The organism is Oceanobacillus sojae (assembly GCF_007991515.1).
Classification (GTDB): Bacteria; Bacillota; Bacilli; order Bacillales; family Amphibacillaceae; genus Oceanobacillus; species Oceanobacillus sojae.
Window position 1 is genome coordinate 134596 of the sequence record NZ_BJYM01000009.1, and the last position, 13630, is coordinate 148225.

The 13630-nt window shown below is 37.7% G+C and carries 9 protein-coding genes; 3 read left to right on the plus strand and 6 right to left on the minus strand.

The genetic code is table 11. From position 1 onward, the window contains the following. Nucleotides 1-96 precede the first annotated feature (96 nt). Nucleotides 97-3693 carry a hypothetical protein gene (locus OSO01_RS11930; protein WP_147210666.1) on the minus strand — a complete coding sequence of 1199 codons (3597 nt, stop codon included), beginning with the start codon at nt 3691-3693 and terminating at the stop codon, nt 97-99. A 258-nt stretch (nt 3694-3951) separates the two neighbouring features. Then, a complete protein-coding gene (locus OSO01_RS11935) occupies nt 3952-4113 on the minus strand; it encodes a YjfB family protein (RefSeq protein WP_226895129.1) in 162 nt (53 codons plus the stop codon). A gap of 509 nt (nt 4114-4622) precedes the next feature. Here OSO01_RS11935 and OSO01_RS11940 point away from each other — a divergent pair. Beyond that, the gene (locus tag OSO01_RS11940) at nt 4623-5759 is read left to right on the plus strand and encodes a GGDEF domain-containing protein (RefSeq protein ID WP_147210667.1); all 1137 of its coding nucleotides are present in this window, start codon (nt 4623-4625) and stop codon (nt 5757-5759) included. Nucleotides 5760-5839: 80 nt separating this feature from the next. On the opposite strand, the gene OSO01_RS11945 is transcribed toward OSO01_RS11940, so the two are convergent. From OSO01_RS11945 to hutG, 3 genes are all read right to left on the minus strand, one after another. Continuing rightward, nucleotides 5840-7849, minus strand: coding sequence for a putative bifunctional diguanylate cyclase/phosphodiesterase (locus OSO01_RS11945; RefSeq protein WP_186813648.1), 2010 nt, complete (start codon nt 7847-7849; stop codon nt 5840-5842). 352 nt (nt 7850-8201) lie between these two features. Next, nucleotides 8202-9398: a sodium/glutamate symporter gene (gltS, locus tag OSO01_RS11950; RefSeq protein ID WP_147210669.1), complete on the minus strand. Its 1197-nt coding sequence runs from the start codon at nt 9396-9398 to the stop codon at nt 8202-8204. 41 nt (nt 9399-9439) lie between these two features. Continuing rightward, a complete protein-coding gene (gene hutG, locus OSO01_RS11955; protein WP_147210670.1) occupies nt 9440-10384 on the minus strand; it encodes a formimidoylglutamase in 945 nt (314 codons plus the stop codon). Nucleotides 10385-10503: 119 nt separating this feature from the next. On the opposite strand from hutG, the gene OSO01_RS11960 reads away from it, so the two are divergent. Together OSO01_RS11960 and OSO01_RS11965 are read left to right on the plus strand one after the other, a co-directional pair. Continuing rightward, nucleotides 10504-11388 carry a LysR family transcriptional regulator gene (locus OSO01_RS11960; RefSeq protein ID WP_147210671.1) on the plus strand — a complete coding sequence of 295 codons (885 nt, stop codon included), beginning with the start codon at nt 10504-10506 and terminating at the stop codon, nt 11386-11388. A gap of 164 nt (nt 11389-11552) precedes the next feature. After that, nucleotides 11553-12653 (plus strand): nitric oxide synthase oxygenase, encoded by a 1101-nt coding sequence (locus OSO01_RS11965; RefSeq protein WP_371863296.1) that lies wholly within the window; start codon nt 11553-11555, stop codon nt 12651-12653. A 72-nt stretch (nt 12654-12725) separates the two neighbouring features. Here OSO01_RS11965 and OSO01_RS11970 read toward each other — a convergent pair whose 3' ends face one another. Then, a complete protein-coding gene (locus tag OSO01_RS11970) occupies nt 12726-13541 on the minus strand; it encodes a flagellin N-terminal helical domain-containing protein (protein ID WP_147210673.1) in 816 nt (271 codons plus the stop codon). Between the last annotated feature and the right edge of the window lie 89 nt (nt 13542-13630).

The following is a 13630-nucleotide window of genomic DNA, read 5'->3' on the forward strand; positions in this document are numbered from 1 at the left end:
GCTCAGAGGCAACTATTTTAAATTGAAGTTTATATTTTCAAATAAATAGAGCAGTCTGGAGCTGCGTTATTCATTAGCATCCCCAAACTGCTCTATTCAATTCCATTCTTTAAACCGGGCAATCATTTGCTTGAGCTTCTTCTCCAGCTTCCCTTCTCCTTCACGCTGTTTTTTCCATTCATTGTAGCTGGCAATACTGATAAACAATATTCCGGCAATCAGAAGATAAGCCCACCACGGGAGATTACCCCAATAAGGCCTTGTCTGATAAATAACATTAAACAGCAGCGTTCCAATTCCAACAAAGAAATACGACTTCAATTGATAACGCATCCCTGCGAGTAAGGAAATAATGGACAAAATACCAATAATTAAAGCATCTAAAATTGTTGCGCTTTGAATGGCATCAGCAATCAAATAAACAGTAACAACAATCAGCAGCGCTGTCTGTATATGCCGCATCAGCGATTGATAATCTTGCCACGTTTTCCGGGATAAAATAATAGCTAAAGCAAGCATCGGCAGTGCCTGAAGCTCTGCATAAATCACTTCTGGAATGATATCGGTATAATGATCAAGCACCAGATAATATGGAGGTAAACAAGCAATTCCGCCAACTGTAATAAATATTTTCTGCAGCATTTGACTTCCCAAACGATCCACCTGCAAGAAAAACCAGGAAGCAAACAATACATAAGGAATAACAGTCAGCCAAATATTTTCCAGCCCATTTACCGCGCTTAATGCAAAAACAAGATATGCAAGTGCCATCAAGGAATACCAGTCTACAGTCTGCACCCTTCCCTTGTTAGAGATGTACAGGCTTGTAAATAAATATCTTCCTGTCGCTGCTAAAATTCCAAAACCGAAACAGAAAACCAGCCATAAATCAATTTCTCCCTTAAATACTCCTTGCAGCTGCCATAGATAAACAGAGAAGAATAGAGGCAAAACAAGGAATAAGGTCCATTTTCGCCTATGCAGGAAATATAAATTCAGGATAACCAGCCCTGCAAAGCAGATGAGCTGCCAAAGCTCCTGTGCAGCTGCTAAAAATACTCCCATCGCTAAAACCAGATGCAGATACGGAATTAAAAACCAGTCTATCCGCCGCTTCCATACTACTGGTACTGCGGTCCAGACAGCAATTAAAACTATTCCGGCAACCAGCCAGGTATAAACAAACGAAAGAGCTGCCATCCAATCATAATAAGAAATGAAGGAAACCACTGTTCCTATGAGCATCATTGATCCAGCATATAAAGCAGTTTTTATTTCCCATTCTTTTCCCTTTGTCAGTGCGGTATAAATATAGACCGCCAACGGAACCAGCCAGACTGCCGGATAAAGAATAGGCCGTGCTGCACCATCCCCTGCGATGATCAGTACAAGGAAGAGGAGTACTGCATGCGCAAAATAAAAGAAATAAGGTTTTAAGCTGGCATCTAATTTACCTAAATAGCGTTCTACAGCTAAAAATAAAATTGGCAAACCAAGCATAAACCATACAAATCCCTCTAAAGTATTAATAGAAAATGGACTTAACAATGATACATAGAAGCCTAAGCTTGCAGCCGCAACCAAACTCCAGAATATATGCTTCTTCGTAAAATGGACAAGCCAATATATCACACCGATTCCTATCAATAAAATCATCGGCCTTACAATCATTTCATCGCCAGTAAAATCAGGGTAGAGCAGCAGCATCGCTAATAAATAGCTGCCTTGACCAGTATAAAATGTTGTCCGTGTTAATTCCTTCTGCTTTCTCTGCTTCCAAATAAGGCTGATGCCAAGCAGAATAATCCCCGCAGCTGCCAGCTGAAAAGGTAGATCCAGCTGAGTGCGGTAAACATATGATTTTTCTGCAAACTCAAAGTAAAGAATATACATTGCCAACAGCCAGTTTACCGGAACAGCCCAGGCAGCAATACGTTTCTCGGCAGGCTTTTCAGATGCAGAGGTCACATAAAAAGCAACAGCTCCTATTATCGTAAACATGCCTGCAACTTCAATAAAATCAAGTAATAAAAGCTTAAGCAATACAAGGATAGCAATCACCGGCATCGACCAGAAATACATACTTCTCTGTATGGCCTGCATATAAGGAATTCGATTTTTGAAGCCGATGAAAAGAAATAAACCTGTCATATAGAAAAACATAAAGTTAAGAATATTTTCCGGGAAAAGCGGCTGAATAACTAATGACCAAAATTGTATACCAATAGCAATAAAGAATACTGGAGCAAGCCAGCGAAAAACGCCCCGCTTCGTTACTTCTGCAAGATACACATAGGTCCCAGCAATCACTATATACGCAAGAAGCATAAACCAGGAATCTCCGTCAGCCCGGATAATTAAGCCCTGAAATGTGACATACAGAAATGCAAAACCCGAAATAATTCCGCTGATATAATAAAAAGCCTTACTTGCAAAGCTATCCTTCCGCATTATATAGGCAAATCCCAAATAAGCAGCGCCTATCAATGCATAGATAATCGAATCTGCTGTATTTAAAATCGAATTCTCTGTCAGCTGATAAATTCCATAAGCAAATAATGCTGCAAATACAAATTGATACCCTTTCGTCTGATAAACGAAAACCATTGCCATATAGATAAAAGCTGTCAGGAGAACATTAAAGCTGTAAAATACGGCCTGATTATAAACAAACAGCATTAATAAAGTGGAGACGATAAGACTCAGCTGGGCATAGGCTGGCAGCTCACCTAAAAAGACACGTAAAATCTGTTTTTTCTCTTTCCGAAAACGGTGATAAGCAAATAACAAAACAGCATTATAAAGCATCATCAGGAAAAAGAACATATCCACCGGTATTTGGATAGCAGCTAGTAAAAAGCCTATGAAGAAGGATAAGAATAAATAAGAAATCCATACGAATAATTTAGCTTCTGTCTTATAAGCATTCCAAATATATAAAGGGAGCGGAACAAGTGTACAAAGAATCCCGAGCCAATAACGTCCTTCTCCAGTTAAAGTTAAATAATCTCCAAATAATCCAAAATATCCAATTCCAATAATTGCAATCGGTAATAATAAACTTCCTAACGTCAAAAATGCAAAAGCAGTCTTTTCAATTTTAAGAAAACGGGATGATAAACCGCTTAATGCTAAAAAGAAAACAGAGACGCCAAGCAACGTGATAACCTTTAATAAGGCTCCCATTTGATCCCAGGTACTGGTTGCTACGACAAGACCACTGATTAAAAGAAATAAAACTCCGAGAATAAGCAGCCATGTAATATTTCTTTCCCGAATCTGTTCCGCAGTTTTCGGTTCACGCACTGGTTTATCTTTTTTCTGTACTGATTTTTCCTGCTGCTCTGGAGCTGACAGCCATTCTTTCTTATTCTTATTCCCTTCTAAAAAGCTTGTCAGAATTCTTTTGCCATACGCATTATCCGGTTTCGGAACGGTTTTTGCTGTCCCTTCAGGCTGATTTTGCTCTTCAGCATGGGGCACCTCTTCAGACAGAATTTCTTTTTCTCTCTGCATTTGAAGTTCATTAAGCTGCAATGCATCCATACTCTTATCAATTTGCTTCGCATACTCCTGATGAGCTGTCAGTATACGTTTATAATCCTCCATACTGATTAAATCTCTTTTTAGTAATTCTATTAATTCTTCCTGCAGAATTTGAGCCCGCGTTTTAGAATTTGAAATAATGCTCACCCTCCTTTACTAAGTTGAAGGATACTTTTATTTATTTGCTGCTATAGAGGATGTTCAATAACTCTCCAAATGACAAGCAGCCTCTCCAAAGACTATTGAACCAATCTGTTCTTCACCGGCCTACTCCCACTTCAAAATGAAGGCCTTCAACCAGTTACACTGCGATAAATAAAGGATAATAAAAGCCTCCACTTCTCATTTATTGAAGCGAAGGCAGCTCATTTCTTCTTCCTGTCTGTTCCACACAACTGAAACATTTTAAGCTTTTACATCAATGGAATGTCCTAAGTTTGGATGCTGCGGCTGATCCAGCATTTTAATAAGCTCTGCATTTTGTGCTTCCGCATGATCCATAACTTTTCCCATTAAGCTGAAGGACACCTGTGTCTGCAGGTTAGCCTGACTCATTATCATTGACATTTTTCCGACATCCACTTATACATTCACCTCACTTCGGAAGATTTTATGACTATCTTTATTTTAACATAAGTTATAAACCCAATCGCATAAATAATGAATATTTTCAGATAAAAACAGGGATATACAAGAAAATAATTGCTATTTTAATTTTTCAGCATCCTCTTAAAGGAAATTATTACATTTTGAAAGTTTATAGTAATTCTTGGTGCTACTAAAAGATTCATGATAAACTTTTCATGTTGGAATATTGAACTATTTCTAAAGGATCAGATAAAAAGAACCAGACACTTAACTATCTTTATACAAAATAAAACACGTTATAATTTTAACTGCAAATCAGCTTCTTTAAGTATATTCAAAAATAAAGTGCTCAAATGTACGCAGTCAGCACTGATAAACTATCAGAAATAACCAGTTACCTATCAAAGAAAAGACATTTTTTTAGATAGTCTAATAAATTTAGTATTGCCGAGGTTAGTATGGTAATGAAATAAAGGAGAGGAAACCGTTTGGCAGGTGGAAATATTATGTTCTATCTTTTTGATGATTTTTTTATTAATCTTTGTATAATAATCACCTTAACTGTTATTTACATACCACTTCGAACGAAATTGAAAATAGATACCCTCTCTAATTGGAAACAAGGGTTTATTGACGGCGCTGTTTCCGGGTTATCCGGCGTCTTATTAATTGTGTTTTCTATTAAGGTGGCAGAAAATGCATTGATAGACTTACGGTTTATACCTATTATGCTGCTTATCCTGTTTACAGGATTGTTTCCTGCTGTCATCGCAGGTATTGTCATTATTATTGGGAGATTTATGATAAGCGGAATGACAACTCTTTCCGCAACAACTATATGTCTGGTAATTTTATTAATTATTGGATTCCAGTTGATTCATAAGCTGTACCAGCCTAATAAAGCAACCTACAGTAAGGCACTGATTATGATTCTATATTCCAATCTGATATTTTTCTGCATTATGATGTTTTATTTAAATGATTATCTTCAATTACTGCGTTTTGTGCCTGTTTACTGTATTGTATCGATTATTTGCGGATTGATTGCTGTTGCTTTCTCAAAGCACTTGGACAGAACAGCAATGCTTTTGTCGAAATATGAAGAGGAAGCATCTAAAGATTTCTTGACAGGTCTACAAAATATGCGGGCATTTGAAACAACCTGGAATCAATTTATCAATAAATCCATCACGGAAAATGAAAAACTGACGCTGCTAACACTGGATATCGATTATTTCAAGCAAATAAATGATACATATGGACACCCGGTAGGAAATCAGATTTTAACAGAATTCAGTAATATTTTATTAAAAAATATCCGTTCATTTGATACAGCCTTCCGCAATGGAGGAGATGAATTTTCAATTATCCTGCCTGACTGCAGTCTTGAAAACGCATTAGAGGTAGCGAAAAGAATTCAAAAAGAAGTAGAAGCACATCCATTTCAAATTTCTAAGAAGAAAAATATTTGTGTGACAGTCTCGATTGGTGTAGCAAATTATCCAGACACTTGCACCAATCATCATCAAATCATCCAATCGGCAGATGAGGCTTTATACAAAGCAAAACAATCAGGGAAAAATAGAGTATACCCTTCTCAAACGTCAGTCCGGGAAGAAGTTTAAGGGATTTCCGGACTGACGTTTCATTAATAATAATGTAACAAACAGGCTCTCGAGCTGACAGCGCAAGTGGTTATACTACGTTATTTACTCAGCACCTTCGTCTTTAAAACTTTAGTCATTGCTTTTACATCAAGCGGCTTACTATAATAATAACCTTGAATTTCATCGATATCATGATTGCATAAAACATCGAGTTCTTCTTTCGTTTCTACTCCTTCAGCAACTACTTTCATACCGAGGCACTTTCCCAGCCTCACAATAGTCGTTGCGATTTCTTTTTTTATGGGAAAATCAGAAACCCCGCTGATGAGAGAGCGGTCAATTTTTAAAATATCTAAATCAAGCTTTTGTAAGTAAGCCAAAGAAGAGTATCCCGTCCCGAAATCATCCAGTGCAACCTTGATACCTCTCTTTCTCATTATTTTTAAAATTTGCTGGACATACTTTTCATTATCAATAAAGAGATTTTCCGTAATCTCAATTTGTATCCAACTTGGCTCAATTTGATATGTATCAAGATAAGACCAGAATTTTTCAACAAAGTCAGCTTGTAAAAACTGGCTGGGCGATATATTAACTGATACCGGAATCGGATCATATCCTTTTGATTTCCATAGCTGCAGCTGTTTACAAGCATTTTCTATTACCCAATCACCAATTTCATTAATCATTCCTACCTCTTCGGCCAAGGGAATAAACTCAGCAGGAGATATTTCCTCAAATTCCGGATGCTTCCAGCGAATGAGAGCTTCACAGCTTGTAACAATTTCCTCATTTGGAGACACTTTAGGCTGATATACAATATAAAACTGATTTTTTTCCAGACCCATTCTTAAGTCATTTTTCACCTGGAATGCTCTTTGATTCGAAAACTTCATCTCTCTATCAAAGAATCTGTAATCATTTTTAAACAAGCCTTTTACACGATACATTGCCAGGTCTGCATGCTTCATGATAGCAGAGGCGTCCGGGCCAGCCTCTGGATAGGTTGCTACGCCAATACTGGCAGTCATATTTAACTGATATCCTTCTATAGAAAAAGGTTCTTTGAAACTTTCAATAATAGATTCTGCAAAATACTGCATGTCCACTGGAGCTGTAATTGAATGGATAACAATTGCAAATTCATCCCCACTGAGTCTCGCAGCCATACCCTTTTCACCAATAAGATTCTCAAAACGGCGGGCAACAGCTACAAGCAACTGATCGCCTATTATATGCCCCAGCGTATCATTTACGTATTTAAAGCCATCCAGATCAACAAACATGATTCCAAACCTGCCATTATTTTTTTTATTATATTCAATTTTTTTTATTAAATCGTCATCAAATTTCCGGCGGTTCACAAGCCCTGTTAAATGGTCGTAGAAGGCCATCAAACGAATCTTTTCCTGATTTTCTTTTTTATCCGTTATATCAAAACGCATTGCTATATATTGGATCGGCTTCCCCTTTCCATCGTTCACGGGAACTATGGTTGTATCCACCCAATAAAAAGTACCGTCTTTCGCGCGGTTCCTGATTTCACCCTTCCAGACTCCGCCAAAACCAATTGTCCGCCACATATTTTTAAAAAAATCTCTGGAATGATAGCCTGAATTAATCAGCTGGTGTGTATTTCCAATTAACTCACCTCTGGAATAACCGGATATTTCGCAGAAACGATCATTTGCATGTGTGATTTTACCCTGCCTGTCCGTAATTGCTAAAATCACAGATTGATCCATAGCATACTTAATATCTGATAATTCCTTTAATGCTGTCATTAACTGCTGATTTGCTTCTCTTTCATCTGTAATCACACCAAAAATTTCCGCACCATCCTCCGACATAAAACGATAGCCAAAAATGTTAAAAAGTAATATTCTCCCATTTTCCGCATCAAAGGATGCATTAAAATGAATTTGATTTTTTTCACCATTAACAAGTTTTGAGAAATTTTCAGCTACGTGAGGACCGATATTAGAAGAGAGCACATTTTCATAGTCTTCTCCAGAAAGGACATCTTTTGACTTATTTATTACATTACAAGATGTCTGCTCTGAAAAAAATATTTTTCTATTCTTAATTTTAAATACAACCTGAGCCAAACTCAATTCCTCCCCACAACCGACCCTGCAGAAATTTATATAGTATAAATATATCATGTAAACATAGTTAGCAACACACTTATTTCGACTTAATAAAACATTTTCTTCTAAATACATTTATTTTATTTTCTTCAATTTTTAATATTTTTCTATGATATTTAAAAGAGGAAATGAAAGAAAGAATAAAAATGTCGGCTGTAAATTCTGGTGTTCTGTGCCGGGCAATACTATTTTTCATTAAAAAATTATTCACTATGAAATAATGATTCTATCATGCTCACAACAAAAAAAGCCGGATAAAGTATCGGAAATATATACTTTATCCGGCTTTTATTATAAGATACTGCTTTTACTAACTGAATAAATTAATTGTCGTTATAATAATTGGTACTGCGAAAACATCAATTAGGAATGCACCAACCAGAGGAACAACTAAAAATGCTTTTCTGGATGGACCAAATTTAGATACGACTGCATCCATATTGGCGATTGCATTAGGTGTCGCTCCCAATCCATGCCCTGTAAACCCGCCAATCATAACAGCTGCATCGTAATTTTTCCCAAGCATTTTGAACAGGATAAATATGCTGAACAAAGCAATAAAGATAACTTGGACCAGTATGATAAGTAAAAGTGGTAAAGCCAAGTCAACTATTTCCCATAATTGAATGCTCATCAATGCCATGGATAAGAAAATCCCTAGTGTTATGTCCCCTATTATACCTATACTTTTCATTTGAATAACATTACCGGAAATCCGGTCAATGATATTTCTCACAATAACAGCAACAAACATCGCTCCTACATATCCAGGAAGGACAAATCCTGTCACTTCAGTAAACGAATCTCCCAGGAATGTTCCTAAAGCCATACAAAATACAATAATGAAGACTTGCATCATAAATGATTTTGAATTTATTTTCGTATCCTGCTGATTTACATTGCCCATAGAGGAATCAGAGATTTCCTCTGTTTCTGTCGGTTTTAATTGATATTTATTCATTAGATATTTTACAATTGGCCCCCCTATTAAACCTCCGGCAACTAAACCAACTGTGGCCGCAGCTAAACCAATCGAGAGAGCACCATCTACTCCTAATTCTTCGATAGTAGTACCAAATGCTGTCGCAGCTCCATGTCCGCCCTCCATGGATACGGCTCCAACCATCACACCGATTAGTGGATCGAGATGTAACAGCTTTGCCATCGATACACCAATGACATTTTGAGCAAGTGCTAAAAATCCACATGCCAGCCAATAAATAATTAGCAGCTTCCCCCCTATTTTTAGCAGCTTAAAGCTGGCTCCTAAACCGACTGTAGTAAAAAAGGTAAGCATAAATAAATTTTGCAGCGACGTATCCAGATTAATAATTAAAATATCGAACCCGCGTAAAAATGTAATTACTAGTGCAAATAACAAACCTCCGACAACTGGTGCCGGTATGCAAAACTTATTCAGGAATAGTATTTTATTATTCAGAAATGTTCCTAGCATGTAAACAGCCAAAGCAAAGAAAATCGTTGTAACCTGATCAAATTCTATCATGATGCCTTTCCTCCCTGTCTTCCCCTGTATGGATTTTATATTTACTTAGAAAATGTGTGGATAACCTCCGTAATCAGTGCTGCACCAAGTCGCGCTGTACGGTCATTTTCATCAACAGCGGGATTAACTTCAGATATATCGAAGCTGATGGTGTTATCTTTTGAAGCAATATAATTCAATAGCTTCCGAACATCTGATACTGCCAGACCAAACGGAGCAGGTGCACTGACACCCGGAGCTTCACTTGCTGAAATGGAATCTGTGCATAGTGTAAAAATGAGTGCATCATGGTCTGCGCTAAATTGGTCGATTGCCTGAAAAATACGCTGGATATCTCCTTTAACCTCATTTTCCAGAAAATATGAGCAACCAAGCTCATCAGCTGTTTGAAATAATGCTTTTGTATTAGAGAAAGGCTGAATTCCAATACATAAATAATTTGCATTTTTATCCGATTCAAGAATTTGCCTAAACATGGTTCCAGAGGATGGCTGCATATCTCTCCGCATATCAAAATGTGCATCAATATTAATGATTCCAAGACGTGCCTCCTTTTTCAAATAGGATCTTGCTCCTAAATAATGACCGAAAAAGGTTTCATGACCGCCGCCAATAATAATCGGAGCGGCTTTTTTAGAAAGCAGCTTTTCCACATGTACACCGAGCTCCATCTGTGCTTTCTCCATATGCCTGCCTTCACAGATGATGTTACCAGTATCTATAAGAGAATAACTTCCTAAAACGGAGCTGGGCATATTGGATAAAAAAGTGCGAATTTTATTAGGAGCTTCCTTTGCACCAAGTCTGCCTTTATTTCGCCGGACACCTTCTTCACATTCAAAGCCGACAAGTGCAATCATCTTCTCTGCATCATCTAACGTTTGTATCGTTTCTAAGTTTACTGTTTGGTGGAAACGGAAACTATTCCTGTCAGAGCTGCTGTCCTCTCTTCCTTTCCAGTACTCATTAGCAGGTGCTTGATACATATTTTTCCCTCCGTTGCATTAATTAATTTCTCTTCATTATAAATTTTGTATAGTATAATCACTAATATATATAATTTATTGTTTTATAGTTTAAGACTATAATTAAAGGAGAATTGTCTGTGGACTTGACTCAATTACAATACTATATCAAGGTAGTTGAAGAAAAAAGCTTTACAAGAGCTGCGGAACATCTGCATATTTCGCAGCCATCTTTAAGTATATCCATAAAGAAATTAGAGAACCATTTAGGCCTTTCACTTATTAACCGAAAAAAACCGCATATACAGCTCACCAAAGAAGGTGAAATTCTTTATTATCAAGCTAAAAAAGTAATTAATCAGATGAATAGTATGGAGGAGGAAATGAAACGGCTACGGTTAGAAGGTCCGTTAGAGCTTTCAATCAGTATGATCGAAACAGCTAAAAATTGGTTTAGTGAGGTTATCAAAAAAATCAAAACAAATTCGAATGATATTCACATTCAAATTTCTGAATTACTTAGCTTATCCGAACTTCAAAATGCTTTATTAAATTATGAAATCCACTATGCAATAACGAATTATTATATTGATACCAAAGAGCTGCAATCGATATTTTTATATGAAGAAAACCTTGTAGCTTTAATTCCAGACGACCATCCCCTCCAAACAAAAACATTCATTACTATGGAAGATTTAAAACACCCGCCTTTTATATTATGTAAGGAAGGATATCAGACCAGAAATGATATATTAAAAGCTTTTCAATATGCAAGCATCAGCCCTAATATTCAGTTTGAAATTGAAAGGTTTGAAACAGCCTATCACCTGGTAGAAAGCGGGCTTGGAATTACCATTGTTCCGGAAAACTATGTAAATAAATCACATCATTCAACAGTGCATATCAAAAAAATGAAAGATCAGGAGTTAAAGAGAAATGTTTATCTTGTCAAAGATCGAACCAGGTACCTTTCACCAATCATTCATAAGTCTATTGAAACCATCTGTACATTTCACAAATCATAATTTCATTTTGCTATAGGAAGGTATGTGACAGCAATATGAACAAATAATTGCCTCTTCCCTTCCTGTGCGTCAGATAAAATGGAAATTCATCCTTCTCTTCGTTAAAATATATACTATAAAATGCAGTCAACAGCTGGAGGTAAATTCCATTGAATAATTATGAAATGCAGCAGGAAGCCGAACAATTTTTAAAAACATACTATACGGAGACCGGAGCTCCTGCAGAAAAGTTAGAAGAAAGAATGAAAGAAGTAATTTCAGATATAAAAGCATTCGGTACATATACTCAAACCTACGATGAAATTGTTTATGGAGTAAAGCTGGCCTGGCGGAATTCGAACCGCTGTATCGGCAGACTGTTCTGGGAACGTATCGACGTAGCGGATGCCAGGCAGGCAGCCACAGAAGAAGAAGTATTCGAATTTCTGTTCAGTCATTTGAAAAATGCCTTTAATCAGGGAAGAATTAAGCCATATATCACGATATTCCCTGCTGTTTCAGCAAAAGAAGAGACCGTAAAAGTCTGGAACCATCAACTGCTGCGTTATGCGGGCTACGACTCTGGAGAAGGTATTATTGGCGATTCAGATTCGCTGGAATTCACAAGGATTTGCGAGAAACTGGGCTGGCAGGGAAAAGGAACTGATTTCGATATTTTGCCCCTGGTTATTCAAATCGGCGACCAGCCACCTGTCTGGAGAAGCATCCCTGAAGCATTGATTCCGGAAATCCCAATGGAGCATCCAGAATATAAGGCGGTGGCAGACTTACATTTAAAATGGTATGCTATTCCGATTATTGCAGATATGCGCCTTGAAATCGGCGGACTGCATTATGTATCTGCTCCCTTTAACGGCTGGTATATGGGGACGGAAATCGGCGCAAGAAATTTCGCAGATGAGCACCGTTATAATTTGCTCCCCAAAATGGCAGAAATTATGGGCTTAGAGACAAAGCATGCCAGTAATTTGTGGCAGGACCGTGCATTGATTGAACTGAATGAAATGGTGCTCCATTCCTTTAAAAAACAAGGTGTATCCATCGTAGATCACCATACAGCCGCAGCACAATTCCGCATTTTTGAGAAACAGGAAGCAAAAGCAGAACGTGAAGTAACCGGAAAATGGACCTGGCTAATCCCGCCTGTTTCCCCAGCAACTACACATGTCTGGCATCAGCCCTATAGCAATGAGTTGAAGAAGCCGAATTTCTTTTATCAGGATAAGGCTTATCAAGAAATGAAGGGCTGTCCGTTTCATAGATAGAGCTAAGAGTGTTCTTTTTTAGGAGAACACTTTTAGTTATTTTTTTAAAACTTATACCCTCTACTGAAAATATCAATTTTGCAAAAGCTGTAATATCATCTGCGGCTGTTGATTAGCCTGTGCCAGCATAGCCATCGCAACCTGTGCCAGAAGACTATGCTTGGTGTATAACATCATTTCCTTTGCAATATCCGCATCTCGAATCCGTGACTCTGCCTGTGTTAAATTCATAACAGTATTGGAAAGGTTGTTAATCGTATGCTCCAGGCGATTTTGGATTGCTCCCAAATTAGAACGCTGGGACGATGCCCGCTTAATCGCTTCATCTAATATACCAATGGCCTCGTCCGCTCCTTCTTGTGTAGAAATATCAATTTCATCTACACCAAGAGCCGCTGCCCTTACATCACCAATAGAAATCTCAATATACTGTCCGGAATTTGCCCCAACCTGAATACGCTTATTTGTATAAGAGCCGTCTAATAAGGATTGCGTATTAAACTCTGTATCCCTGCCAATTCGAGTCAATTCCTCACGAAGTTGATTGATTTCATCCTGCAGTATCTCCCGGTCAAGGTCTGAATATGTTCCATTCGCAGCCTTTACACTCAGCTCCCGCATCCGCTGCAATATCGCATGTGTTTCATTTACTGCACCTTCCGCAGTTTGCAGGAGCGAGATCCCATCCTGCGTATTACGTATCGCCATATTCAAACCGCGAATTTGCGCACGCATCTTTTCTGAGATTGCTAAACCGGCCGGATCATCTGCTGCACTGTTAATACGCTGACCACTCGCAATACGGAGCATGGATTTCTGAGCCATTGCAAAATGATTATTCATATTATTATAGATTGCGAAAGCCATTACATTATTATTGATACGCATCGATTATTACCCTCCAATCATACTATTTTTAATATACTTGTTTATAGGTATATCGGCTGGTTGGGCGGGAATGTGAAGAGATTGGGAGA

Bases quoted from the DNA above. Each gene is read 5' to 3' on its own strand.
- OSO01_RS11970 (WP_147210673.1), bottom strand. From the start codon at position 13,541: ATGCGTATCAATAATAATGTAATGGCTTTCGCAATCTATAATAATATG.
- hutG (WP_147210670.1), bottom strand. From the start codon at position 10,384: ATGTATCAAGCACCTGCTAATGAGTACTGGAAAGGAAGAGAGGACAGC.
- OSO01_RS11935 (WP_226895129.1), bottom strand. From the start codon at position 4,113: ATGTCAATGATAATGAGTCAGGCTAACCTGCAGACACAGGTGTCCTTC.
- gltS (WP_147210669.1), bottom strand. From the start codon at position 9,398: ATGATAGAATTTGATCAGGTTACAACGATTTTCTTTGCTTTGGCTGTT.
- OSO01_RS11965 (WP_371863296.1), top strand. From the start codon at position 11,553: ATGCAGCAGGAAGCCGAACAATTTTTAAAAACATACTATACGGAGACC.